The organism is Pseudomonas sp. MYb60 (assembly GCF_002979555.1).
Taxonomy (GTDB): domain Bacteria; phylum Pseudomonadota; class Gammaproteobacteria; order Pseudomonadales; family Pseudomonadaceae; genus Aquipseudomonas.
The window spans coordinates 1-26,215 of sequence record NZ_PCOZ01000017.1; the positions used below are offsets into that span (position 1 = coordinate 1).

Sequence of the window (26,215 nt, forward strand, 5' to 3'; positions counted from 1 at the left end):
GTGGACTACCTCGGCCGTGTCGACCACCAGGTGAAAATCCGTGGTTTCCGTATCGAACTGGGCGAGATCGAAGCGCGTCTGCGTGAGCAGGACAACGTCGGTGAAACCGTCGTCGTGGCTCAGGAAGGCCCAAGTGGCAAGCAACTGGTGGCCTATGTGGTGCCAGCAGCGGCCCAGGTCAACGAGGCCGGGCTACGTGATGCCCTGCGCATTGCGCTCAAGGCACGCCTGCCGGACTACATGGTGCCGGCGCACTTCATGTTCCTCGCGCAGATGCCGCTGACCCCCAACGGCAAGCTCGACCGCCGCAACCTGCCGCAGCCGGATATCAGCCAACTGCAACAGGCCTATGTGGCGCCGCAAAATGCGCTGGAACAGCAGATCGCCGCGATCTGGGCCGATGTGCTGCGCCTGCCGCGCGTGGGCTTGAACGACAACTTCTTCGAGCTGGGTGGCGACTCCATCATCTCGATCCAGGTGGTCAGCCGCGCACGCCAGGCCGGTGTTCGCTTCACCCCCAAAGACCTGTTCCAGCATCAGACCGTGCAGAGCCTGGCCGCCGTCGCCACACTCGGCGGGCAGGGGCTGGTCATCGATCAGGGCTTGGTCAGCGGTGAGGCGTTGTTGCTGCCGATCCATCAATACTTTTTCCAGGAAGATATCGCCGAGCGCCACCACTGGAACCAATCCGTGGTGCTGCGCCCCGGCGTGCGCCTGGATGGCCCGCTGTTGAACACCGCGCTGTTGGCGCTGATCGAGCATCACGACGCACTGCGCCTGCGCTTCAGCCAGGCGTCGGGCAACTGGCAGGCCCGCTATCACGGGGTTGAAGCCATCGACAGCCTGCTCTGGCAAGCCAATGTGGACAGTGTCGACGCCCTCGAACCTCTCGGCCAGCAAGCCCAGCGCAGCCTCGACCTGGGCGCCGGACCCTTGCTGCGCGCGGTGCTGGTGGCGCTGCCGGACGGGACCCAGCGGCTGCTGTTGGTGATCCATCACCTGGTGGTGGACGGCGTGTCGTGGCGGATCCTGCTGGAAGATCTGCAAACCGCCTACACCCAACTGCAGAACGGCCAGGCGATCAAACTGCCGGCCAAGACCAGCTCGACCCACGCGTGGGCCAAGCGCTTGCAGGCCCATGCGCAAAGCCCGGCGCTGCAAGAGGAACTGCGCTTCTGGCAGGCCCAATTGCACGGTGCCGACGCCGACCTGCCGTGTGATAACCCGCACGGGGCGCTGCACAATGCATTGGCCATTTCAGTCAACACCCACCTCGACCCGTCTTTCACCCGTCGGCTGTTGCAGGAGGCACCGGCGGCGTATCGCACCCAGGTCAACGACCTGCTGCTGACCGCCTTGTCCCGCGTCATCACGCGCTGGACGGGCGGCGATTCACTGCTGGTCAAGCTGGAAGGGCATGGGCGTGAAGACCTGTTCGATGACATGGACCTGACCCGCACCGTCGGCTGGTTCACCAGCATGTACCCGCTGGCGCTGCGGCCGGCGGCGAGCCTGGCGGACTCGATCAAGGGCATCAAGGAGCAACTGCGCGCCGTGCCGGACAAAGGCATTGGCTTTGGTGCACTGCGTTACCTGGGGGACGAACAGGCGCAGCGCGTGTTGAGCGGGCTGGCGCAACCGCGCATCACCTTCAACTACCTGGGCCAGTTCGACGGCACCTTTGCCGATGATGCCGAACAGGCGTTCTTTACCCCGACGGGGGAGGAGGCCGGGGCCGAACAGAGCGAGCATGCGCTGTTGGGCAACTGGCTGGAAATCAACGGCCAGGTCTTCGGCGGTGAGCTGACCCTGAGCTGGAGCTTCAGCCGTGAGATGTTCAGCGAAGCGACCGTGCAACGCCTGGCCGATGCCTATGCGCTGGAGCTTGAGCAGTTGATCGAACATTGCTGCCGGTCGGCCCACCAGGGCGTGACGCCGTCGGACTTCCCGCTGGCGGCGCTCACCCAGGCGCAGTTGGACCAGTTTGCGCTGGCAGCCGTTGATGATGTCTACCCATTGGTGCCGTTGCAGCAGGGCATGTTGTTCCATGCCCTGTATGAGCCGCAGGCGGGGGATTACGTGAACCAGATGCGCGTCGACGTCGAAGGCCTGGACGTCCCGCGTTTCCGCGATGCCTGGCAGGCTGCGCTGGACAACCATGACATTCTGCGCACCGGCTTCATCCTGCATGGCAGCCTGGAGCACCCGCTGCAAGTGGTGCATCGCCACGCCCAGTTTCCGTTCATCGAGGTCGAGTGCACAGAAACCGACGGGCAGCCACAGCGCCTGGACCGTCTGGCCGAGACTCAACGCCTGCAGGGTTTCGACCTGGAGCGGCCGCCGCTGATCCGAATCGCCCTGGCCCATACCGGCCCGCAACGCTGCCACCTGATCTACACCAGCCACCATATCCTCATGGACGGCTGGAGCAGTTCCCAATTGCTCGGCGAGGTGCTGGAGCGTTACGCCGGCCACGCGCCGCAGCCGCAGGTCTCGCGTTATCGCGACTTTATCGCCTGGCTGCAAGGCCAGGACAAGACCCTGCGCGAAGCCTTCTGGAAGCCGCAACTGGCCCTGCTGGACGAGCCGACACGCCTGTTCCAGGCGCTGCCTCGCAACCCGGACCGCACGGCGTCGGGCCTGGGCGAGTACGCGCTGGACCTGGATGCTGCACACATGGCGCGCCTCAAGGCCTTTGCCCAGGGTCAGAAAATCACCCTCAACACCCTGGTGCAATCGGCCTGGCTGCTGCTGTTGCAACGCTATACCGGGCAGACCACGGTGGCGTTCGGCGCCACGGTCTCGGGGCGTCCGGCAGACTTGCGCGGTGTGGAACAGCAGGTCGGGTTGTTCATCAACACCTTGCCCGTGGTCGCCACGCCGCGTCCGGAAATGCTCGCGGCGCAGTGGTTGCAGCAGATCCAGCAGCAGAACGTGGCCTTGCGCGAACACGAACACACGCCCTTGTTCGAGCTGCAACGCTGGGCCGGGCTGGGCGGTGAAGCGCTGTTCGACAGCATCCTGGTGTTCGAAAACTACCCGGTGTCCGAGGTGCTGGAGCAGGGCGCCCCGCTGGGCGTGCGCTTTGGCAATGTGAACAGCCGCGAGCAGACCCACTACCCGTTGTCGATTGCCGTCGGCGTCGGCGAGACGCTGAGCCTGCACTACACCTATGACCTGGCCGAGGTGGACGCCCCGACCATCGTGCGCCTCAACCAGCACCTGTTGCACCTGCTGTTGGCGCTGGTGGCGAAGCCTCAGGCGCCGCTGGCGCAATTGACGTTGTTGAGCGAGCCCGAGCACCAGGCGCTGCTGGCCCAAGGCAACGGCGTGGTCAATTCCTTCCCGTTCAGCCCTGTGCAGCAACAGTTCGAGCAGCAGGTGCGACGCACCCCGCAGGCCACCGCCGTGGTCTTCGGCGATCAACGGTTGAGCTTCGACGCGCTGAACCGTCGGGCCAACCGCCTGGCACATGGGTTGATCGCCCAGGGCGTTGGCCCGGACGCCTTGGTGGCCATCGCGATGGAGCGTTCGTTCGACATGCTCGCGGGGCTGCTGGCGATCCTCAAGGCCGGTGGCGCCTACGTGCCGCTGGACGCGGACTACCCGCAGGAACGCCTGGCCTACATGCTCAAGGACAATGGCGTGAAATGGCTGCTGACCCAGTCGCCACAACAGCTGCCGCTGCCCGACGGCGTGCAGTGCCTGAGCCTGCAAGGAGACCCGGCCTGGCTGGCGGCGGGCGACGACAGTGATCCACAGGTGGCCGTGGACGGCGAGAACCTGATGTACGTGATCTACACCTCCGGCACCACCGGCAACCCCAAGGGCGTGGGGGTCACCCACGCGGCGTTGGTCCAGCGCCTGGCGTGGATGCAGGACACCTACCGCTTGCAGGCCGACGACGTGCTGCTGCAAAAGGCCCCGGTGAGTTTCGACGTGTCGGTGTGGGAATGCTTCTGGCCGTTGATCAGCGGCAGCCAACTGGTGATTGCGGCGCCGGGCGAACACCGGGACCCGATGCGCCTGCTGGAGTTGATCCAGGCACATCGCGTGACCACGCTGCACTTCATCCCCTCGTTGCTGCAATTGTTCATGGACACCCCCGGCGTGGCCCAGTGCACCGCTGTGCGGCGCCTGTTCTCCGGTGGCGAAGCGCTGAGCGCCGAGCTGCGCGACCAGATCCTGCGGACCCTGCCCGGCGTGGTGTTGCACAACCGCTACGGGCCGACTGAAACCACGATCAACGCGACGTGGTGGCCGTGCTCCCTGGAGGACGGGGCGCGCTCGCCGATTGGCCAGCCATTGGACAATGGCGTGTGCCGAGTGCTGGACGCCGCGCTCAACCCGGTGCCGGCGGGCGTTGCCGGCGAGTTGTATGTGGGCGGCGAGGGGCTGGCGCGCGGTTATCTCGGGCGCCCAGGCTTGTCGGCCGAGCGCTTCGTCGCTGACCCGTTGGGCGCTGCGGGTGCGCGTCTGTACCGCACCGGCGACCGCGTGCGCTGGTCGGCTGATGGCGCCCTGGAGTACCTGGGCCGCCTGGACCAACAGATCAAGATTCGTGGCTTTCGCGTGGAGCTGGAAGAGATCGGTGCGTTGCTGCTGCAACACGCCGATGTCGCCCAGGCCGAGGTGATCCTGCGCGCCGGCAGTGGCGGCGGCCAGTTGATCGGTTACTACGTTGCCCATCCAACGGCACCGGAGCCCGCCGAGCACGGCCAGGCACTGCGCGATGCGCTGCACGCCCAGTTGCCCGACTACATGGTGCCCAAGCACTTTGTGCGCCTGGTCCGGATGCCGCTGAGCCCCAGCGGCAAACTGGATCGCAAGGCGTTGCCGGAGCCTGAGCAGCAGGTCGCCCAAGGCGAATACCTCGCCCCGCAGAGCGCGCTGGAACAGCAGCTGGCGGCCATCTGGCAGGACGTGCTGGAGGTCGGGCAAGTGGGCTTGAACGACAACTTCTTCGAACGTGGCGGGCATTCGCTGCTGGTGATCAACGTGATGTCGCGCATTCAATTGGAGCTGGGCGTGAAGATCAGCGTGCATGAGCTGTTCCAGCATGCGCAGCTCAAGCAACTGGCGGACCATCTGCACGCGCAGGGCAGTGGCGTCAGCACGGAAAAACTGTCGTTCCTGGATTCGCTCCTCGACGAAATGGAGGAGGTGTAATGGATAGCCAGATGGCCCGCAAAATCATGCAGCGCTTTATCGCGCTGCCGCTTGAACAGCGCAAAGTCTATCTGCAACGGATGCTGCAGGAGGGCGTGTCGCCGGCCAACCTGCCCATTCCCGAGGTGCGGCTTGAGGCCAAGGCCCTGCCGTTGTCCTATGCCCAGGAGCGCCAGTGGTTTCTCTGGCAGTTGGACCCGCAGAGCGCGGCCTACCACATCCCCAGCGCCCTGCGGCTCAAGGGCAGCCTGGACATCGCCGCGTTGCAGCGGAGCTTCGAACACCTGGTCGCTCGGCATGAGAGCCTGCGGACGCGGTTTATTCGTGTCGGCGAGGGCATGCAACAGGAGGTGTTGCCCGCGTACCCGCTGGAATTGATGCCCGAGCCCATTGAAGAAAGCCAGCTGAAGGCGCGGGTCGAGCAGGAGATAGCCCGGCCCTTCGACCTGGAACGCGGCCCGCTGCTGCGCATTCGCCTGTTGCGCCTGGCCGAGCACGACCACGTGCTGGTGCTGGTGCAGCACCACATCATCTCGGACGGCGGCTCGATGCAGGTCATGGTCGAGGAAGTGGTGCAGGGCTATACCGCCCTCAGCCGTGGCCATCAGATCGACCTGCCGGCCTTGCCGATCCAGTACGCGGACTACGCCCTGTGGCAACGCAGCTGGATGGAAGCCGGTGAAAAGGAGCGTCAACTGCACTATTGGCGCGAGTTGCTCGGCGGTAGCCAGCCGGTGCTGGAGCTGCCCCTGGACCGGCCGCGCCCGGCCGTTCAGCGTTTTCGCGGCGCCTCCCTGGACCTGACGCTCGACGGTGCGATGGCGGCCCGGATAAAAGCGCTGGCCCAGCGCGAAGGCGCCACCTCATTCATGCTGCTGCTGGCATCGTTCCAGGCGCTGTTGTATCGCTACAGCGGGCAGCAGGACATCCGTGTCGGCGTACCGACCGCCAATCGCAACCGCGTGGAAACCCAGCGCCTGATCGGCTTCTTCGTCAACACCCAGGTGCTCAAGGCGGATCTGGACGAGGGCACCACTGGGCTGACGCTATTGCGCCAGGCGCGCCAGCGGGTCCTCGAGGCCCAGGCCCATCAGGATTTGCCGTTCGAACAACTGGTGGAAGCGCTGCGCCCGGAGCGCAGCTTGAGCTACAGCCCATTGTTCCAGGTGATGTTCAACCACCAGAACCGGGGCACCGGCAACGCGAGTGAAGCGCAAACATCCAGCCTGGTGCTGGAGGGCCTGGACTGGGAGAGCCGCACCGCGCAGTTTGATCTCAGCTTGAACGTTTCCGAGGAGGCCTCGGGTATCCAGGCGTCATTCGGCTACGCCACCGACCTGTTCGACGCCGCCACCGTCGAGCGCATGGGCCGTCACTGGCAGCGCCTGTTGAGCGGCATGCTGGCGACGCCCGAGGCGTTGATCGACTCGCTGGCGATACTGGACGCCGATGAGCGCGCGCAGCTCGTCGACGATTGGAACGCCACCGCCACCGATTACCCCCTTGAGCAGCCCGTGCACCGTGCTTTTGAAGCCCACGCCGCGCGCAGCCCGGAGCAGCCGGCGCTGGTGTTTGGCACCACGCAACTGAGCTACGCGGCCCTGAACGCCTGCGCCAACCGCCTGGCGCATGCCTTGATCGAGCGCGGCGTGGGCCCGGACAGTTTGGTCGGCGTGGCCATGGAGCGTTCCGTGGAAATGGTTGTCGCGCTCATGGCGGTTCTCAAGGCCGGCGGTGCGTATGTGCCCGTCGACCCGGAATACCCCGCCGAGCGCCAGGCCTACATGCTGGAGGACAGCGGGGTCGGCCTGGTGTTGAGCCAGTCGCACCTGCGCCTGCCGGCCGCCGACAGCCTGCTGCGCATCGACCTGGACCGCGACGACGCCTGGCTGCAGGGCTACAGCGCCGCCAACCCCGACGTCGAACTCAGCGCTGCGAACCTGGCCTATGTGATCTACACCTCCGGTTCCACCGGCAAACCCAAGGGCGCCGGCAACAGCCACGCGGCGCTGGCCAACCGCCTGTGCTGGATGCAACAGGCCTATGCCCTCGACGGCAGCGACACGGTGCTGCAGAAAACCCCGTTCAGTTTCGATGTCTCGGTGTGGGAATTTTTCTGGCCGTTGCTCAGTGGTGCACGGCTGGTGATGGCCGCGCCTGGCGATCACCGTGACCCGGCGAAACTGGTGGAGCTGATCACCCGTGAAGCCGTCACGACGCTGCATTTTGTGCCGTCGATGTTGCAAGCCTTCCTGCAACACAGCCAGGTGAGTCGCTGCGCCAGTCTGCAGCGCATCGTCTGCAGCGGCGAGGCGCTGCCTGTGGACGCGCAGCAACAGGTGTTCGCGAAACTGCCCCAGGCCAACCTCTACAACCTTTACGGCCCCACGGAAGCGGCCATCGACGTGACCCACTGGACCTGCGTCGACGAAGGCAAGGACGCCGTGCCGATCGGCAAACCCATCGCCAACCTCGGCTGCCACATCCTCGACGGCACCCTGGAACCGGTACCGGTAGGCGTATTGGGCGAGCTGTACCTGACCGGCCAAGGGCTGGCGCGGGGTTATCATCGGCGCCCGCTGCTGACGGCCGAACGTTTTGTCGCCAGCCCGTTCGCGCGCGGCGAGCGCATGTACCGGACCGGCGACCTCGCGCGGTATCGGCCGGATGGGGTGATCGAGTACGCCGGGCGCATCGACCATCAGGTCAAGCTGCGTGGCCTGCGCATCGAATTGGGTGAGATCGAGGCGCGCTTGCTGGAGCACCCTGATGTGCGCGAAGCGGCCGTATTGGCCGTGGATGGCACGCACTTGGTCGGCTATGTGGTGCTCGACGACGCGCCGGCGCACTGGCGTGAGAGCCTCGGCGCCCATCTGGCGGCGCAGCTGCCGGCCTTTATGGTGCCGGCCCAGTGGGTGGTGCTGGAGCGCATGCCGCTGAGTCCCAACGGCAAGCTGGAGCGCAAGGCGCTGCCGCGTCCCGACGCCGTCACCCTACAACGCGCGTATGCGCCGCCGCACTCGCCGCTGGAGCGCCAGGTCGCCCAGGTCTGGCAGGACGTGCTCGGTGTCGAATGCGTGGGCCTTGACGATAACTTCTTCGAATTGGGTGGGCATTCGTTGCTGCTGTTGCTGGTCAAGGAACGCCTGGCGACCCAGTGCGGCTTGACGCTCACGGTCAACCAACTGATGACGCGTCCCACCGTCAGGGCGCTGGCCGCCGATGCGCCGCAAGCACCGTCGCTGATCGTCGACCTCAATGGCCATCCGGACGGCCCTGCGTTGTTCCTGTTCCACCCCAGTTTCGGCTCGGCGCATTGCTACAAGGCGCTGGCCATGGCGCTGCGTCAGGACATGCCGGTACGCGGCGTGATCTGCCGCGCGCTGGTCGACCCGCTGGGCGAAGTACCGGCCTGGGAGCGCATGGTCGAAGACTACGGGCAGCAGATCCTCGCCGCTCAGCCGCAGGGGCCGTACTACCTCGGGGGCTGGTCGCTGGGTGGCAACCTGGCGTTGCAGGTGGCCGGTTATCTGGAAGCGCGAGGCGCCGAGGTGGCGTTCGTCGGCTGTATCGACGCGCCGCCGCCGCTGCACGTCACGGCGTTTTGGGCGCGGGAAAAACCGCAGGTTGCCACCGTTGCCGAGAGTCTTGTGGAGCGCCGGGTGGAGCTGCTGACGGTGATGTTTCCCGATGCTGCACAGGCGATTGCACAGGCCTGGGAGGATATCGAGCACTCAGGCACGGCGGCCGATCAACACTGGCCGGCGTTGTGCGAATGGGCAGAGTCGGCCCTCGGCGAGACATTCGCGAGCCTGCGCACCGAGTTGCAGCAGGGCGGCGAGCTGGAGGTGTCGTGGGCGTTGAAACTGACCCTGGACGAACGCTTGAAGGACGCGGCCTACGTGCCCATCGTGGCGCCGGTCAGTTGCTGGTGGGCGGCCCTCAGCAAGACCGAAGCGGATCGCCAGGTGATCCGCACTGCGCTGGAAGCGGGCGTTGGCCATGGGGTTGCGGCCTCGGTGGTGGTGGAGACCAGCCATGACCGGATCGTCGACAACCCTGACTTCGTGGCGTCGTTCGTCGAAGCCCTCAAGGGGGCCCGGCACTAGTGCCGATAGGCGCCTGGGATCAGAAGTCCCAGCGCGTCGTCAGCATCAGGTTGCGCGGGTCGCCGTAGTAGCCGGTGTTGAAGAAGCCGATGTTGGTCAGGTAGGCCTTGTCGAACAGGTTATTGATGTTCAGGGTCGTGGAGAGGTGGTCGGTGAACTGGTATTTGGCCATTGCATCGAACAGCCAGTAGGCGGGCTGATGGATGACTTCGGAGCGTGACAGGCCGGCGTTGTACACCTGGCGCCAGGTGTTGCCTTGCCAGCGCGCGCCGCCGCCGAGGGTCAGGCGGTCCAGGGATCCGGCGAGCCGGTACGAGGTAAAAAAACTCAGTTGGTCCTGGGGCTCCAGGGTCGAGGCTTTTTCACCGTGTTCGTCGCGAATGACTTTGTGGGTATAACCAGCCTGGGCTTGCCAGCCGGGGGCCAGCTCTCCGGACAGCTCGGCTTCCACGCCTTTGGTCTTGGCCTTGATGCCCCGTGAGGCCTCGGTGATCGCCAGGTTGGTAGGGTTGGCGTTGTATTCGGCATCGGCCTCCGCGCGGTTGCTCTCATGCACCTCGAAATAGGCCAGGCTGGTGTTCAGCCCGCCATTGAAGAATTCGCCCTTGATTCCCAGCTCGTAGTTCTTGCCTTCGTCCGGTTCCAGCACCTGGTTGTCGCGGTCGCGGGCGGTCTGCGGGTAAAAGATGGCCGTGTAGTTGGCGTAGGCGGTGAAGCTGTCGTCGAGGTCGTAGGTGACCCCAAGGTAAGGCACCAGCTTCCCGGTTTCGGTGGAGTGGCTGTCACCGGTCAGCCAATAATTGGCCACGCGACTGCCGACGAACACATTCAGGTCATCCGTGAGGTTGAAGCGCGCCGTCGCGTAGCCGGCGGTTTGCCGGGTGGTTTCATCGAACCGGCTGGTGACCGCGCCCCAGTTGGGTTCCGGGAAGTTGCCGTCGAAGTGCCAGAAGTCGATGACGCGCCCATTGACGTGAATCGGTGATTCGTAGTTTTTGCCCACCCAGTGGGAATTCGACGCCGAGGCGCCGACCACCAGTTCGTGTTCCCGGCCGCCCAGATTGAACGGCCCGCTGGCGTAGACATCGCCGGCATCGGCGCGGGTATCGCCGGTGAGTTTGTTGGCGTAGAGCGTCGACAGGCCGGTGGCGGTGAACGGCCCGTTCTGGATGGCCCCGAGCGGCGCGTCATAGCCGCTGAACTGGTGGGTGTATTGGCCCTTGAGCACCCAGCCGTTGGAAAAACCGTGCTCCAGGGTGGCGAATGCGCTTTGGGTGTATTGCTCCCAGCTGCTCCACTTGGCGCCATTGTTGAACGAGCGCTTGACGTGGATGCGGTTGCCGCTGCGATCGAACAACGGGCGGCTGCCGGCCCAGCCCGCGCCGGATGGATTGCTGTTCTGGTAGTCGAAGCCCAGGGTCAGCAGGGTGTCCTCGCTGAGGTCGGCTTCGAGCGAGGCAAAGTACACGTGGGTCTTGCGCTCGTAGCGGTCCATGAACGCGTGCTTGTCCTGGTACGCAGCGACCGCCCGCCCGCGCAGGTTGCCGCTGGGGGTCAGCGGGCCGCTGACGTCGACCTGGGAGCGGTAGTTGTCCCAGCTGCCGGCCCCCAGGTCGAGGCTGGCCCTGAAGTCCCGGGTAGGTTTTTTGCGGATCAGGTTGAGCGTTGCCCCTGGAGCCCCGGCGCCTGCCAACAGGCCCGTGGCCCCCTTGAGCACTTCTACGCGGTCGTAGATCGCCATGTCGCTGAGGGTCTGGCCCGAGGAGTAAGCGGCGTTGCGCAGGGTGGGGATGCCGTCGTACTGGAAGTTCTCGATCAAGAAACCGCGTGCGTAGTAGTCGGTGCGCTCGCTGTCCAGCCGCGACAGGGTGATGCCCGGCGTGTGGCGCATCACATCGTCGATGGAGGTGAGCGCAAAGTCGTCCATGTGCTGGCGGGTGATGACCGAGATCGACTGCGGGGTCTCCCGTGGGGTCAGCACCATCCGTGTGGCGGTGGCGATGGTACCGGGTGTATACGAACCCGAGCCTTCGGTCACCGTGCCTAATTGGTTGGCCGTCACTGACGTAGCGCCCAGCTCCAATGTATCGATACCGCCCGCCGTGACGCTGAGGGCGTTGCCTTCCAGATTGAAGTGAATGCCGCTGCCCTTGAGCAAGATGGCGATGGCCTGAGTGGGGACAAGCTTGCCCTTCACTGCATTGCTGCGTTTGCCTTGCACATCGGCCGGGTTGTAAAGCACTTGCAGGTTGGCCTGGTTGCCGAACGCCTGCAACGCCGTGCCCAACGGCTGCGCGGGAATGTCGATTTCGATCTCCTGGGCCTGCGCGTACCCGGCCACCGGCAGCGAGACTGCCAGGGCCAGCGCGCACGGCTTCAAGTGGAGGCTCAGGGCCTGGCGCATGCACAGCGCCTTGTGCAGGGGACCGAGACCGAGTCGAACAGACATGGAGGCGTTCTCTTGGAGGTTTTTCAGGCAGACAGTCTACAGGTGTTTATTGAGGTGGTTTCTCATTGACACAACTGTAGCCTGGCTGCCGGGTCAAACCGGAGCAGAGAACTTACGCAGGTTCCATTTCGTGCACCACCTTGCCCGCGCGCAGGCGCACGAGTTGGTCGGCGATGTCGAAGTAACGGTCGTCGTGGCTGATGACGATGATGGTCTTGCCCAGGCGCTTGAGGTCCGGCAGCAGCTCGGTGTAGAAGATCCGGCGGAAGGCCGGGTCCTGGTCGGCGGCCCATTCATCGAACACCAGCACCGGGCGTTCTTCCAGCCACGCGTTGACCAGGGCCAGGCGCTTGCGCTGCCCGGTGGACAGGTCGGTGGTGCTGAAGGCGCCGTCCTTGATCGTGACTTTGTGCGCGATCTCCAGGCGGTCCAGGTACTGCGCGGCGCTGTCCAGCGATTGTTGGCCGCCGCCCTGCACCAGGTCGTCGAACAGGTAGTAGTCGGCAAACACCGTGGTGAACAACTGGCGGTAATCGTCGCGGGTGGGGGCGATCACGGCGTCGCCATTGAGGTGGATCTCACCGGATTGCGGCGGGTAAAGCCCCAGCAGCAACTTGATCAGCGTGGTTTTGCCACAGCCGTTCTCGCCGACGATAAACACGATATCGCCTTGCTTGATGCTCAGGTTGATCGGTCCCAGGTGGAACGGCGCGCTGCCTTCCACCGGTGGCGGGCTGTAGCTCACGCCGCGCAGTTCCAGGCTGTGGACCACCGGTTTTGGCGCTTCGCTGTCTTCGAGCAGCAGGTGCGGCTCGGGGGACGAGAAACGCTCGGACAGTTCGGCGATCCGCGAGAAGGCGATCTGCGCTCGGCTGACAATCGGCAGCGCGGTCACCACGTGCTCCAGCGGCCCTTTCATGTACAGCAATACCAGGACGAAACCGGTGATCACCGCCGGGTCGGGGTTGGGGTTGTACGCCTGGAACGCCAGGGCCAGGCCAATCACCACGAAGAACAGCATCGAGCCGAAGGTCTTGGCGACGATGAAGATGTTCACCGAGCGCACCTGGATATCGCTGATGCGGTCGGCGGTGGCCTGGATGCGGTGGGTGTTCATGCGGTAGCGGCGCGGCCGGTGCATGCGCAGCTCCTTGGCGCCGGAGGCGATGGCGCTGTAGTAACGCTGCAGCTCGTCTTCCTGGTCGCGGGCCGCTTCGAAGCCCTTGATACCGGCTGACCGGGCCACGTACTGCACGGACGTGCCGATCACGATGGCCACGACCATCATCAGGAACATCGGCACGGACAGGTATGCCAGGTAGCCAAGGCAACCCAGGGTGACCGTGGAAGCGATGGCCAGTGGGGTGAAGGAAAAGGAAAAGTCGCTGATGGTGTCGACGTCGTGTGTCAGCACCGGGATCAGTTTGTGGGTGCGGTAGCGCTCGATTTGCTCGATGGGTGCCGACAGCACTTTTTCGCCGAGTTCCTTGCGCAGCGCGGCAATGATGCGCTGGCCCACATAGTTGGTGCCGATGTCCGACACGATGGAGCTGATCAACGCGAGCACGCACAGGGCGGCAAAGGTCAGGATCACACCCTGGGTCATGCCGGTGGAGGAGTGCAGGGCCTTGTTGATGGTCGCCAGCAACAAGGTGATCGCCAGGCCGCCGGCCATGCCCAGGGTGACGGAGATCGTCATGATGGTGCGAAAGGGCCTGAGCAATGCGAGCAGGCCTTTGAAGGCGCCGCGCTTGGGGTCGGTCATAAATACTTCCCGGAAAGTGAATGAAACGGGGGCTGGGCACACAGACCCTTACCCATGACAAACGAAGCACCGGCGCAGCGATTTAGCGCGGTGTGCCCAGCGGCGTCGGTGGCGGATAAATTGCGCGGCGCCTGGTTCGTTCTTGTGGTGTAGGCGCACGCGTATGGGCGCGTGCCGGAGCTATCCAGTGAGAGCGAGACAATGACGAAAAAAAACCTGGTGTACGTGTGGTCGCTGCGCAATGCCGCCGCCGACAAGGCGGGGCAGCCGGTGGCCTACAAGGACCATGAGCGCTACATGATGTCGGTGCTGGAATCCCTCGCGGGCGCGCTCAACGACACGCCGCTGGGCGAGGTCTACAACCTGGTGGGCGTGGTGTATGACGATGACGCGCAGAACCCGCGCGACCAGCAGTTGGTGGCCGACTATGGATTTGCCTACACGCCCGGCCGCCAGTGGCTGTACCCGGCCGATCTGCGGGTGCAGGGGCGCCTGGTCAATGAGCTGCTGCTGAGTGTGCCGTCGACCTATCGGCGCCTGCCACGCGGCAGTGCGGAACATCGTGCCGGTAAGCAGGATTTCGAACGCCGCCTGCACGATACGCTGGTGGAATTGAAGGCCGACATCGTGGTGCTCGACGGCCTGCTGGTGATCCTCGATGAACTGGTGCGCCCGGGTGCGCCGTTTGCGCGACGTATCATGAACATCCACCCCGGCATCACCCGCATCGAATCGCCCTACGAGCGCCGCGGCGCCTACGCCACCTGGAACGCCCTCTACGGCGCCCGCGGCCAAACCGTGGTGGACTGGGCCACCAAGGCCACCGTCCCCTCCGAACCGCTGTACCTGACTGGCGCGTCGTTCCACTACGTGGACAACGGCATCGATTCCGGCGAAGTGTTCCACGACGTGCTCAAGACCGAGATCGCAGCCGACGACACCATCCTCGAGTTGCGCTGGAACAACTTCAACAACAGCCTGTTCCCGGCGCTGCATGAAGGCCTGGCCTTACTGGCCCAGAAGGGCCTCTAAAGCGCACACGATTCAAGTGTAGGAGCAGGTTAGCCCGCTCCTGCACTGGATAGCGGCTGTGTTGAAAATAGGGGGTTCCTGCGTCTTCAGAGGTCGCGCACCACACGGAATCCTATCCAGTCCCCGCGCGTCTGCGGGTAGATGGTGTTGCGGTTGCCCGAGCGTGAGAACACGGGTGCTTCGCCCCAGTCGTTGCCCCGGATCATGTAGCCCTTGCAGTCGGGCTCTGCCCACGCGCTGCCGTCGGCAGGTGCACCGTGGTAGTTCGGGTGTTCGCAGTCGGCGACTCGCTCGTAGACGTTGCCGTGCATGTCGTACATGCCAAACGCATTCGGCGGGTAGCTGCCCACTGGGGATGAGTAGCTGTAGCCATCGGCCGGGCCGTAGGTGTTGGCATGCTGGGCGATGCTGTAGCCCTTGCCCTCGTCGAACGGGAACGGAAACGGCCCGGTGGAGCCGGCGCGTGCGGCGTATTCGCGTTGGGATTCGCTGACCATGTGGTACTGCTGGCCAGTCTTTTTCGACAGCCAGGCCACGTACTGCTTGATGTCATCCATGTCCATGCACACTGCCGGCTGGCGCGAGCCCTGGGGGTAGCGGGGCTTGCTGGCGATGCATTCGCGGCCGGGGCGGGTGTCGCCGTTGGCGATCTTTACCCCGGCCTGGCGCACGTAGCTGTCCCACTCGCCAGCGGTGATGTGGAAGCGGCTCATGGCAAACGGCTTGGCGAAGGTCACATCGTGCATCGGACCTTCATCGGGCTCGCGGCCCACTTCATCGTCCGGCGTGCCCATGGTGAAGGTGCCAGCGGGCAACACCACCATTTCCGGGCAGTCCTTGCAGTCCTTGAACACCTTGCCCGGTTGCGGCGCGGCCGCCTGGGCCAGGCCGGGCAACAGCGCGCCGCACAGGACGGTCAGGGCCAGGGTGCTAAGGGGTCTTAACGGAGATGGATTCATCGGAGCCTCGCGTTCAAAAGGAAAAAAGGGGCGTCATGCCTGCTGACCCAGCAGCGTCATGAAGCGCTGGATTTCATCGGAAGAATTGAGCAGGCCTGGGGCTGTGCGGATCACCGGACCGGCATCGCGCTCGACCGCATCGATCACCACGCGGTTTTTGAGCATGTAGGCGGCGACGGCGTCGCTCTGCCGACCCTTGACCCGGAAGAACGTGAAGCCAGCGGACAACGCCGCGCTGCGCGGGGTGACGAGTTCGATGTCGGCGCGGGCCAGTAACTGGTCTTTCAACTCGGTATTGAGCTGATGGATGCGCGCCTGCACCTGCGCCTTGCCCAATTGCAGGTGCAGCTTGAACGCTTCGTCCACCGCCCAGCGATGCTCGAAGGCGTGGTAGCCACCCGGGGTCATGGTGGTGGCGAAGTCCTTGTCTTCGGAGAAGGTCGGCACCATCGGCGTGACGTAGCGGTTCTCGGCGTCGCGGGCACAGACCAGCCCGGTGCCGCGCGGGCCGAACATCCACTTGTGGGTCCCGGCGATAAAAAAGTCGCAGCGCATGTCCGGAAAATCGAGGTTTTCCACACCGAACCCGTGTACGCCGTCCACCACGTAGAGGATGCGGTCCTTGTCATCACGGTTGCGGTTGTGCTCGGCCACCAGCGTGCCGATCTCGCCGATGGGCAGCTTCACGCCGCTGCCCGATTGCACCCAGGTCATGCCGAGTACGCGGGTATTGGGGCGGATGTTCTGCTGGATGTTGCCCAGCACCTCATCGGCGGACACCCGGTTGGCGCGCTGAAACAGCGGGATACGGCGCACCTGGGTGCCTTGCTTGCGCACCCGAAAATCCAGCACGTTCTGGGTGGCGTAATGCTCATGCACCGTCGTCAGGATCTCCTGGTCCGGCCGTACCTGGATGCCGCCATAGATCATCGCCAGGCCTTCGGAGGTGCTGCCGGTCAGCGCGATCTGCGGCGCGGTGGCCTTGAGGTAGCGACCTGCCCATTCGCGCACCTGGCCTTCGCGCTTCCAGGTTTCCTGCAGGTCCCAGTCCATGGCCAGGCCGGGGTTGCGGTCGATCTGCGCGCGGTAGCGTTCGATGGCATCGCGCACCGGCTTGGGGTGCGAGGCCACGAGGAAGTTGGAAAAATGCAGGTAGTTCGGGTCTTGGTTGAACAGTTGCTTGAGCCCCGTCCATGGGTCGTTCGTGACAGTGGCGGCGCTGGCCTGGGGCAACAGGCTGGCGCCCAGGGGCAGGCTGGCGGCCAATACCCCGGCCTGCTTGAGAAAGGTACGGCGGTCGGTCATGGACAGGCTTCGCAGATGATTAACGGTTGGCCAAGGGCTTGGCGGATTGTTGTACCTGATCCCACACCCGCAGGAAGTTGCCTCCCCACAGCTTGGCGATATCAGCCTCGGAGTAGCCGCGCTGGATCAGTTCGGCGGTGACGTTGCGGATCTCGCCCACATTGTTCCAGCCCGTCACGCCGCCGCCGTCGTTGAAGTCCGACGACAGGCCGACATGGTCGATGCCGATCTTGCGCACGGTGTAGTCGATGGCGTCGCCCAGGTCCTTGAGGGTGGCCTTGGGTTCTTCATCGAGAATCGCGTACAGCGCGCTGGCGTACTCGCCGAACCGATGCTCGGGCCAGGCGGCAATGATCGGGTCGCCTGGCATCAGCGCCACCGCCTGGTTCGGCAGCGGCGGCAAGTCGAAGCGGGCACGCAGGGTGTTGAGTTTGTCCTGGGTCGGCTGGCTGAGCGGGCGCAGGTACGCGGAGAACCCCACGATCTGCACCACGCCACCGCTGCGCTTGATCAGTTGCAGTTCCTTGTCGCTGAGGTTGCGCGGGATATCCACCGCCGCCCGAGGCGCCGAGTGGGACGCCACCATCGGCGTGCGGCTCAACTGCGCCACTTGCTCCAGGGCCTTGGTGGACATCTGCGACACATCGATGATCACCCCCAGGTCGTTGAGACGCTGCACCGCCTGCTTGCCGATGTCCGACAGCCCGTCGAGGGCATCCACCGAATCATTGAAAAACGGCAGCGGCCGCGACGAGTCCGACCAGGCATTGTTGCCCACATAGCTGAAACCGAACATGCGCATGCCGCGTGCGGCCCACAGGTCCAGCTGGTTCAGGTCGTTGCCCAGGGGGTAGGCGTTGAGCATGCTGATGAAAATCGCGAACTTTCCCTCGCCATGCAGGCGCCGGAAATCCTCCGGGGTGTAGGCGATGGCGACTTGGTTGGGATAGTCGCGGACCATGGCGCTGATGATCTTGAAGCGCACTTCCTGTTCGTGGCGCGCGGCCTCGACAAAACCTTCGGTGGGCTTGTGGGGGGCGTTGGGCCCGTTCCAGATTTCCGGCCAGCCGAATATCGTCAGCGCAGCGCCGGACAAACGCCCGCGTGCGGCCTTGGCCAGGTCGAACTGGCCTTCGCCATCCTTGTCGACTTCATTGCCGGCGGTGCCAAAGTCCACGGGCACGGTGATATGGCTGTCGAACGACAACAACCGGTCCTGCATCTCGTTGGCCTGCTTGATCACCGCCAGCGGGTAGCCGGCGTTGCCCTTGAACCAGTGATTCCAGACCAGGAAGCCGGCCCCGGCGCCGATGGCCAGTGCCAGGGGCAGGCCGATGTACAGCGCCTTTTTCGAACGTGGTTTCGTCATTGCCATCTCAGTCAGTTGAGGCCTTCGCTATCAGGGAAGAACGAGCGATGGGCGGGGAAATTTAGGTGGCGCGGGCGGCCCGGTAAATTTCCCCGGCGGGCAAACGTTCTAGCTCTGATAAAGCCGTTTCCTAAGGTAGACAATGACCATCTCTCGACGTGGGTTCATCGCAGGCCTGGCGCTGACGGGCGCTGCGGTGCCGGCCGCTTTCTATGCCCATCGCGAGCTGACGCGCGAAGAAGAATTCCCCATCACCCCCGGCGAAGCCACGGTGGACCTGGCCGACACCGCCGGCCAACAACTGGCCAACGCCTTGCGCGGCGTGTGGAGCCTGCGCCTGGAAGGCCGCGATGCCGGCTTGAAAGGCCTGCCGCTGCAAGGTCTGGAGCTGCTGCTGGACATCGCCCCCCGTGGTCGTGGCCTGCGCGGCTACCTGGACACCGCCGCCAACCTGCGCACCGACGGCGAACCGCGCTACCGCGTGCTCGGCGACCTGCTGACCGGGGAGGGCGCCGTGCTCTACTGGCGGTTGGTCGACCGCGACTCGGCCCATGGCATACCCGCCTATGAATTCAAGATGACCCTCGATGAGGTCTGGGGTGCCTTTGCCAACGCCGGCAGCGGCACCCTCAGCGGGCAGATTTTCGAGCTGGACCGGCCTCTGGCGTTGGTCGAGCGCGACAACCGGGTGATCGCTCACAAACAGCTGTTCCCCGAAGCCCGCCAGCGCATCGGCCTCGCCCCGACCCTGCTGGCCCGGCTGATCGCCCCTGAGCACCGCCTGTTCCACCAGCTCTGGCACGCCACCCGTGACCAGTGGCATACACTTTCCGAAGATAAACGCGACGCCCTGCGCGGTATCGGCTGGCAACCTGGCCCTCGGGGCCTTGAGCGTGACGCCCGGGGCAAGCACAAGGACCGCAACGGCTCGGGCATCGACTTTTTCTTCATGCACCGCCACATGCTCGGCACGGCGCGCGCCCTGCAGGATCTGCCGTCGTGGCCGGCGTTTCCCGAACCGCAACCGGCACTGGAGCGTGATCGTCTGGGCTTCGTGCGCTACTTCGACAACCACGACGGCTTTGCCCTGCCTCCTACCTGGTCGGCGGCGGACGACAGCGAATACACCCAGTGGGTCAGCGACATCAAGGCCGCCGAGACCTACCACAGCAACTTCCAGGTCTGGGAATCGCAATACCGCGACCCGCGCTACCTCGCCCGCAAGACCCTCGGCCAGCTCGGCTCGGAAATGGAGCTGGGCCTGCATGACTGGCTGCACATGCGCTGGGCTTCGGTGCCACGCGACCCCTCCAACGGTGTCCCCGTGCCCCTGGCCCGCGACCCCTCGGACTTTGCGCCACGCTGGTTTGCCGCCGAAAACGACTTTCTCGGTGACCCGTTCTCCTCCCACGTCAACCCGGTGTTCTGGCACTTCCATGGCTGGATCGACGACCGCATCGAAGACTGGTACCGCGCCCACGAACGCTTCAATCCCGGCGAAGTCACCCGGCTGGACGTCAACGGCGTGGCCTGGTTTGCGCCTGGCCGTTGGGTCGAGGTCGGCGACCCTTGGCTGGGGCCCGACACCCATGGCTGCAGCACCACCCCGGGTTTGCAGCTGGGCAAGTCGATGGAAATGGACCCGGAGACCATGAAGCTGGCGTTGCGCATCACCTTTGTCGCAGACGAGGGCCTGTTGCAGGGCCTGTTCAAGCGCGTGCCAAAGCGGCCCTGGTATGCGCGGCATTTGAAGGTGAAGGGGCGGGCTTGAAAGCCCCCGTAACATGTCTGGCCCGATACACAGCACGTACATCCAATTTTCCCCACCCCCACGCCGGCAAACTCCCCTCATCGCTGAAATTCTAAGGCAGAGGGACATAGCATGGACCCAGCAACACAGACGGGGCCCGACGAAGTCGTCACCCTGGTGGTCAAACACCTGATCAAAAAGGGCAGTGAGGCCGACTACGAAGCCTGGTTGCGGCGCATCGTGCGCATTGCCGGCGGCCGGCCTGGGCACTTGGGTGTCGATGTGGTGCGCAGCAAACAGGGCGGTCTGGCACTGTTCACCTGCGTGTTGCGCTACCGCTCCACCGACGATCTGCAAACCTGGCTCGATTCTTCCGAGCGCCAAACCCTCATCGCCGAAGCCGCGCCCATGCTGGCCGACGGCGACAAGACCGAGATCGGTGCGGTCAACGAATTCTGGTTTTCGCCGCTGGCTGAAGGCGTCGCCCCGCCGCCGCGCTGGAAGCAGGCGGTGGTGTCGCTGTGCGTGATCCTCCCGCTGACGCTGCTGATCCCGATCATCTGGGGCCCGGTCCTGCGCCTGCACCCGTTCCTGTCCAACTACGTGGTCGGCACCTTCCTGGTCACCGTGACTATTGTTGTGCTGGTGGTCTATCTGATGATGCCGGCGGCCACCCGCCTGTTCGCTCCCTGGCTTGAAGCCTCTGTAAAGGAAACCCTATGAACGCCGATCTGATTCTGTTCAATGGCCAATTCCACACTGTGGACCGTGAAAACCCGCGCGCAACCGCGGTCGCCATCAGCCAGGGGCGCTTCGTCGCCGTGGGCACCGACGGTGAAGCCATGGCCCTGCGCGGCAGTGGTACCCAAGTCATCGACCTCAAGGGTCGCACGGTCATCCCCGGCCTCAACGACTCACACCTGCACCTGATCCGTGGCGGCCTGAACTACAACCTGGAACTGCGCTGGGAAGGCGTGCCATCCCTGGCTGATGCCTTGCGCATGCTCAAGGACCAGGCCGACCGTACCCCCACGCCGCAATGGGTGCGCGTGGTGGGTGGCTGGAACGAATTCCAGTTCGCCGAAAAGCGCATGCCCACCCTGGAAGAGCTGAACCAGGCCGCACCCGACACCCCGGTGTTCGTGCTGCACCTGTACGACCGCGCCTTGCTCAACCGCGCCGCCCTGCGCGTGGCCGGCTACACCAAGGACACCCCGAACCCGCCGGGTGGCGAGATCGTGCGTGACAGCAACGGCAACCCTACCGGCATGCTGGTGGCCCGTCCTAACGCGATGATTCTGTATTCGACCCTGGCCAAGGGCCCGAAACTGCCGTTGGAATACCAGGTCAACTCCACCCGCCAGTTCATGCGTGAACTCAATCGCCTGGGCCTCACCAGCGCCATCGATGCCGGCGGTGGTTTTCAGAACTACCCCGATGACTACGCAGTGATCGAGCAGTTGGCCAAGGAAGAACAGTTGACGGTGCGCATCGCCTACAACCTGTTCACCCAGAAGCCCAAGGAAGAGCTCAGCGACTTCCAGAACTGGACCGGCAGCGTCAAGCTGCACCAGGGCGATGACTTCCTGCGTCACAACGGCGCCGGCGAAATGCTGGTGTTCTCGGCCGCCGACTTCGAGGACTTCCTCGAGCCACGTCCGGACCTGCCGTTGACCATGGAGCAGGAGCTGGAGCCGGTGGTCCGCCACCTGGTGGAGCAACGCTGGCCGTTCCGCCTGCACGCCACCTATGACGAGTCGATCTCGCGCATGCTGGACGTGTTCGAGAAGGTCAACCGCGACATCCCGTTCAATGGCCTGCCGTGGTTCTTCGACCACGCCGAAACCATCACCCCGAAAAACATCGAACGCGTTCGCGCCCTCGGCGGCGGCATTGCGATCCAGGACCGCATGGCGTTCCAGGGTGAATACTTCGTCGAGCGTTACGGCGCCAAGGCTGCTGAAGCCACACCGCCGATCAAGCGCATGCTGGCCGAAGGCGTGCCGGTGGGCGCGGGCACCGACGCCACTCGCGTGTCCAGCTACAACCCTTGGACATCGCTGTACTGGATGGTCAGCGGTCGCACCGTCGGCGGCCTGGAGCTGCACGCCGAAGGCCTGCCGCGCCTCACCGCGCTGGAACTGTTCACCCACGGCAGCGCCTGGTTCTCGTCCGAGCAGGGCAAGAAAGGCCAGATCAAGGTCGGTCAACTGGCCGACGTCGCCGCACTCTCGGCCGATTTCTTCAGCGTCGATGAAGAAGCCATCAAGTGGATCGAATCGGTATTGACGGTGGTCGGCGGCAAGGTGGTCTACGGCGCCGGCGACTTCGAAGATTACGCACCGCCACGCGTACCGGTGCTGCCGGACTGGTCGCCGGTGGTCAAGGTGCCGGGTCACTGGCGTCCGAGCTCGCCACTGCAGGCTCAGGTGCACCAGTGCAGCGGCCCGTGCGGCGTGCATTCCCACAGCCACGAAAAAGCGCGCCTATCCAGCGTGCCGGTCAGCGACTTCCAGGGTTTCTGGGGTGCGTTCGGCTGCTCGTGCTTCGCGTTCTGATTACCCATACCCCCGTTAGGAGATATTCCCATGGCTTACAACCGTTTGAACAAAGATGACGCTGTCGTACTGTTGGTCGATCACCAGACTGGCCTGATCTCCCTGGTACAAGACTTCTCGCCGAACGAGTTCAAGAACAACGTGCTGGCCCTGGCCGACGTCGCCAAGTTCTTCAACCTGCCGACCATCCTGACCACCAGCTTTGAAGCCGGCCCTAACGGCCCGCTGGTGCCAGAGCTGAAAGAACTGTTCCCGGACGCGCCGTACATTGCCCGCCCTGGCCAGATCAACGCCTGGGACAACGAAGATTTCGTCAAGGCTGTCAAGGCTACCGGCCGCAAGCAGATCATCATTGCGGGTGTCGTGACCGACGTGTGCGTAGCGTTCCCGACCCTGTGCGCCCTGGCTGAAGGTTTCGAAGTGTTCGTGGTGACCGACGCTTCCGGCACCTTCAACGAAACCGTCCAGCAAGCGGCCTGGTCGCGCATGACCGCTGCCGGTGCACAACTGGTGAACTGGTTCTCCGTTGCCTGCGAGCTGCAGGTTGACTGGCGCAACGACATGGAAGGCCTGGCCAACCTGCTGTCGCCACGCATCCCGAACTACCGCAACCTGATGAACAGCTACTCGGCCTTCACTGCCAAGTAACCTGCTCTCAAGGTAATTGGTGATCCCATGTGGGAGGGGGCTCGCCCCCGATGGCGGTGGGTCAGTCACAGATGTTTTGGCTGACCCACCGCCATCGGGGGCGAGCCCCCTCCCACATTTGCTTAGATCCCCATATTGGGTTTGTGGTGTTGCGACATACCCGTTATAAAGCCATCAAATGTCCACCGAGAAGCGACAATGAACCCCTTCGAAGACATGCGCCTGTTTTGCCAGGTCATGGAATCCGGCAGTTTCACCGCCGCCGCCGAACAGCTGGGTCTGTCCAAGCAGTTCGTCAGCCGCCGCCTGATCCAGCTGGAAGACCGCCTCGGCGTGCGCCTGCTCAACCGTTCCACCCGCCGACTGGACGTTACCCCACTTGGCCAGAGTTATTACGAATCCGCGCTGCGCCTGCTCAGTGAAGTCGAGCAGGTGGAGCAGGGCATCGCCGGCCAGAACAGCGAGCCGCGTGGCACCATCCGCCTCAGCGCGCCATTGTCGTTTGCGATAGCCCACCTGGGCTGCCTGTTGCCGCTGTTCCTGCAGCGCCATCCGGACGTCGCGGTCGAGGTCGACTTGAGCGACCGCCCCGTGGACCTGATCGGCGAAGGCTACGACCTGGTGCTGCGCATCGGCACCCTGGAAGACTCCACCCTGATTGCCCGCCGCATCGCCAGCATTCCCCGCGTGTATTGCGCCAGCCCCGAGTACCTGGCGCTGCGCGGCACGCCGCAGCAGCCCGAGGAACTCGCCCAGCACGATTGCCTGCCTTACGGCCACAGCCGCCAGGTGCAGTGGCGCTTCAAGGGCAAGGTGCAGGCGCTGAACGTGTGCGGGCGCATGCGGGTGAACAACGGCGACTTGCTGCGCGACACGGCCATCGCCGGCTTTGGCGTGACCTACCTGCCAACCTTCATTGTCGGCGACGCACTCAAGGACGGTCGCCTGGTGACGGTCCTCGACGAGTTCGCGCCCGAAGACCTGACCCTCTCCGCGGTCTACCCCCAGCACCGGCAAAGCTCACGGCCGGTGCAGGCGCTGGTGGAGTTCCTGCGCGAGCGCCTGGCTAGCGGCTGTTGAACAACTGGCGGATCAGGTTTGGCGTGCTGCCAGTCCAGCGTTTGAACGAGCGGCGAAAGTTCGCCGCGTCGTTGAAGTTCAAGTACGCCGCCACTTCCTCATTGCTGTAGCCCTTGACCTGATACAGGTGCAACGCCACCTGTTTGCGCACCCGGTCAACCTGCTGCTGAAAACCGGTGTCATGCTTGTGCAGCTTGCGCTTGAGGGTCGCCGGGCTCATGGCAAACGCCAGCGCGGCCTGCTCCAGGCTCGGCGGCTGGCGCACCTGTTCGCGCAGATAGTCGTAGAGGCAGTCGAGAAAACTGCCGGCAAACCCCAACTGCTCGATCTGCTCGCGGGCCTGCTGGCGGGCCACTTGCCCCGCGGTGGCCGACGCACCGGGCCAGGCACGGGCGAGGTACTCGCGGGGGATGCTGAGCCTGTCCAGCGGGCGGCCGAAGCGTGTTTCTTCGCCCAGGTGCACCCAGTACTGCTCGACGTAGCGCGGCTCTTCATGGCTGAAACTGGCGGTCCACGGCAGGCGCTCGCCACTCAGCCATTGGCTCATGGCGACCAGTGAGGTCATGCCGGCTTCCAGCAGGAAACGCCAATGTTCGCCCGCGCCGCAGCTGTCCAGCCAGTAAAGGTAGGCGTGGTGCTCGTCCAGCTCCAGCTGCAGGCTGACCAGCGGGCTGAGCAGCACCTGTTGCTGGATCAGGATCTCCAGCGCCTGGTGCAGGTTCTGCGCATGGCCCAACGCATGGCTGGCGGCGCCGTAATAGCCGGGTAGCAGGCGTTGGCCGAACAGGAAGCTGCTGTCGTCGGCGTCGAGCAGCTTGCGACTGTTGCCAATCAAGCCGAGAAACTGTTGCGGGCTCAACCGCGCGGTGCCGGCCAGGATGTCCTCATGGAACAGCCCGGTGCCGCGCAGCAGGCGATGGCTGTCGATGTCCCGGGACAGGGCCAGGTCGATCAGCGTGGCGGGTTGGAAGTGACCGGGGATGAAGCGGCTGTCGGCTTCATACCAGTTGGTTTTCACGGCCATCTCAGGCACTTTTCGCAAGCGGCTGCTTGGCCCGCGCCAGCGCCAGGTTAAGGCGCTTGAGCAGCTCATGTGGCGGTTCGTCCAAGGCCATCACCACCGCTGTGGTCGCCGCCAATTGCAGGCGTTCGCCTTGCTGGCGGGTCTTGTGGGCCAGTCCGCGCACGGCCTGTTGCATTTCCAGCGCAATGACCTGGGCCTGACGTTCGCCGGTGTTGGGCAGCAGCACCACGAAGCGGTCGCCGGCCAGGCGGCAGAGCAGGTCCTGGCGGCGCAGGTTGAGCAGCAGCAAGTGGCTGAGGGCCTGCAACACCGCGTCGCCTTCGGCATGCCCGTAGGCCTGGTTGATGGCGGCGAAGTTGTCCAGGTCCAGGGCCAGCAGCGACAGCGGTTGCTGCTGGTCGCGGCTGTCCTGCAGGCTGTCGGCCAGTTGGCGCTTGAGGTAGTCGGCGCCGGCCAGCGGGGTGAGTTTGTCGAACTGGCGGTGCTCGCGGAACAGCCGCTCGCGTTTCTCCATCTGCGCACTGATCGCCAATTGCTCGCGGTGCCAGTGGTAGATGCCGATGGTCAGCAGGATCATGCCCACCGGCATCGGCCCGGACTCGAGCCAGTGGTCCCAGGTGATGCTGTCAGGGAGGCGGATGAACTCGTCGAGGCTGTCGATCCACCACGAGAAGAAGATGCATGACAGGCCCAGCGCCAGGTAGTTGGTGACGCGTCCGGCGGGGCGACTCTTGAGCACCAGGCCAAGCCAGACCAGGGCGAGGAGGGCGGAACCGCCCTCGCCGAAGATGTCCAGCCATACCCATTCGCTGACGCTTTTCAGGTCGCCACAGGCCAGGTGCAGGATCAGCCCGAGGTTGGCGGCAATCAGCAGCGCAGTGAGCTTCCAACGGTGGGGTTTGAGCACGGAAAACATGGGCCGGCGTCCTTGGATGATTCGGTTGTGGGCGCCAGCACAGCAGATGGATGTGACGGTTGCGTGACGGTGGGGGAGGGTC

General features: G+C 64.6%; 15 protein-coding genes. 8 read left to right on the forward strand and 7 right to left on the reverse strand.

What is annotated here, in order from left to right:
• Together CQ041_RS21775 and CQ041_RS21780 are read left to right on the forward strand one after the other, a co-directional pair.
• Window positions 1–5,169: non-ribosomal peptide synthetase (locus tag CQ041_RS21775; protein ID WP_146116876.1), on the forward strand; the 5,169-nt coding region annotated here is incomplete at its 5' end.
• Window positions 5,169–9,278: an amino acid adenylation domain-containing protein gene (locus CQ041_RS21780; RefSeq protein ID WP_105523733.1), complete on the forward strand. Its 4,110-nt coding sequence runs from the start codon at window positions 5,169–5,171 to the stop codon at window positions 9,276–9,278. The genes CQ041_RS21775 and CQ041_RS21780, both read left to right, overlap by 1 nt.
• A gap of 19 nt (window positions 9,279–9,297) precedes the next feature.
• On the opposite strand, the gene CQ041_RS21785 is transcribed toward CQ041_RS21780, so the two are convergent.
• The gene (locus CQ041_RS21785; RefSeq protein WP_256586862.1) at window positions 9,298–11,727 is read right to left on the reverse strand and encodes a TonB-dependent siderophore receptor; all 2,430 of its coding nucleotides are present in this window, start codon (window positions 11,725–11,727) and stop codon (window positions 9,298–9,300) included.
• A gap of 112 nt (window positions 11,728–11,839) precedes the next feature.
• Window positions 11,840–13,492 carry a cyclic peptide export ABC transporter gene (locus tag CQ041_RS21790; RefSeq protein ID WP_105523731.1) on the reverse strand — a complete coding sequence of 551 codons (1,653 nt, stop codon included), beginning with the start codon at window positions 13,490–13,492 and terminating at the stop codon, window positions 11,840–11,842.
• A gap of 201 nt (window positions 13,493–13,693) precedes the next feature.
• Between CQ041_RS21790 and CQ041_RS21795 the strand changes: the two genes are divergently transcribed.
• On the forward strand, window positions 13,694–14,524 hold the full coding sequence (locus tag CQ041_RS21795) for a N(5)-hydroxyornithine transformylase PvdF (protein ID WP_105523730.1): 831 nt from the start codon (window positions 13,694–13,696) through the stop codon (window positions 14,522–14,524).
• Between the two features lie 86 nt (window positions 14,525–14,610).
• On the opposite strand, the gene CQ041_RS21800 is transcribed toward CQ041_RS21795, so the two are convergent.
• The 3 genes from CQ041_RS21800 to pvdM are packed head-to-tail and all read right to left on the reverse strand — an operon-like array spanning window position 14,611 to window position 18,157.
• Window positions 14,611–15,483 (reverse strand): formylglycine-generating enzyme family protein, encoded by an 873-nt coding sequence (locus CQ041_RS21800; RefSeq protein ID WP_105523729.1) that lies wholly within the window; start codon window positions 15,481–15,483, stop codon window positions 14,611–14,613.
• A 33-nt stretch (window positions 15,484–15,516) separates the two neighbouring features.
• Window positions 15,517–16,788, reverse strand: coding sequence for an aminotransferase class V-fold PLP-dependent enzyme (locus CQ041_RS21805; RefSeq protein WP_105523728.1), 1,272 nt, complete (start codon window positions 16,786–16,788; stop codon window positions 15,517–15,519).
• A 19-nt stretch (window positions 16,789–16,807) separates the two neighbouring features.
• Window positions 16,808–18,157, reverse strand: a complete 1,350-nt coding sequence (gene pvdM / locus CQ041_RS21810; RefSeq protein ID WP_105523727.1) for a pyoverdine-tailoring dipeptidase-like protein PvdM — start codon at window positions 18,155–18,157, stop codon at window positions 16,808–16,810.
• A gap of 142 nt (window positions 18,158–18,299) precedes the next feature.
• On the opposite strand from pvdM, the gene CQ041_RS21815 reads away from it, so the two are divergent.
• The 5 genes from CQ041_RS21815 to CQ041_RS21835 all read left to right on the forward strand — a co-directional run bounded on the left by CQ041_RS21815 (window position 18,300) and on the right by CQ041_RS21835 (window position 24,193).
• A complete protein-coding gene (locus tag CQ041_RS21815) occupies window positions 18,300–19,928 on the forward strand; it encodes a PvdJ/PvdD/PvdP-like protein (protein WP_105523726.1) in 1,629 nt (542 codons plus the stop codon).
• A 111-nt stretch (window positions 19,929–20,039) separates the two neighbouring features.
• Complete coding sequence (locus CQ041_RS21820) at window positions 20,040–20,630, forward strand: antibiotic biosynthesis monooxygenase (protein ID WP_105523725.1); 591 nt, start codon at window positions 20,040–20,042, stop codon at window positions 20,628–20,630.
• The gene (locus CQ041_RS21825) at window positions 20,627–22,465 is read left to right on the forward strand and encodes an amidohydrolase (protein WP_105523724.1); all 1,839 of its coding nucleotides are present in this window, start codon (window positions 20,627–20,629) and stop codon (window positions 22,463–22,465) included. Before CQ041_RS21820 ends, CQ041_RS21825 begins: the two co-directional genes overlap by 4 nt.
• Before the next feature lie 30 nt (window positions 22,466–22,495).
• A complete protein-coding gene (gene ycaC, locus CQ041_RS21830; RefSeq protein WP_105523723.1) occupies window positions 22,496–23,113 on the forward strand; it encodes an isochorismate family cysteine hydrolase YcaC in 618 nt (205 codons plus the stop codon).
• Window positions 23,114–23,311: 198 nt separating this feature from the next.
• A complete protein-coding gene (locus CQ041_RS21835; RefSeq protein ID WP_105523722.1) occupies window positions 23,312–24,193 on the forward strand; it encodes a LysR family transcriptional regulator in 882 nt (293 codons plus the stop codon).
• Here CQ041_RS21835 and CQ041_RS21840 read toward each other — a convergent pair.
• Together CQ041_RS21840 and CQ041_RS21845 are read right to left on the reverse strand one after the other, a co-directional pair.
• On the reverse strand, window positions 24,180–25,217 hold the full coding sequence (locus CQ041_RS21840; RefSeq protein ID WP_105523721.1) for an AraC family transcriptional regulator: 1,038 nt from the start codon (window positions 25,215–25,217) through the stop codon (window positions 24,180–24,182). The genes CQ041_RS21835 and CQ041_RS21840 overlap by 14 nt on opposite strands.
• 1 nt (window position 25,218) lies before the next feature.
• Window positions 25,219–26,133 carry a diguanylate cyclase domain-containing protein gene (locus CQ041_RS21845; protein ID WP_105523720.1) on the reverse strand — a complete coding sequence of 305 codons (915 nt, stop codon included), beginning with the start codon at window positions 26,131–26,133 and terminating at the stop codon, window positions 25,219–25,221.
• Window positions 26,134–26,215: the final 82 nt, after the last annotated feature.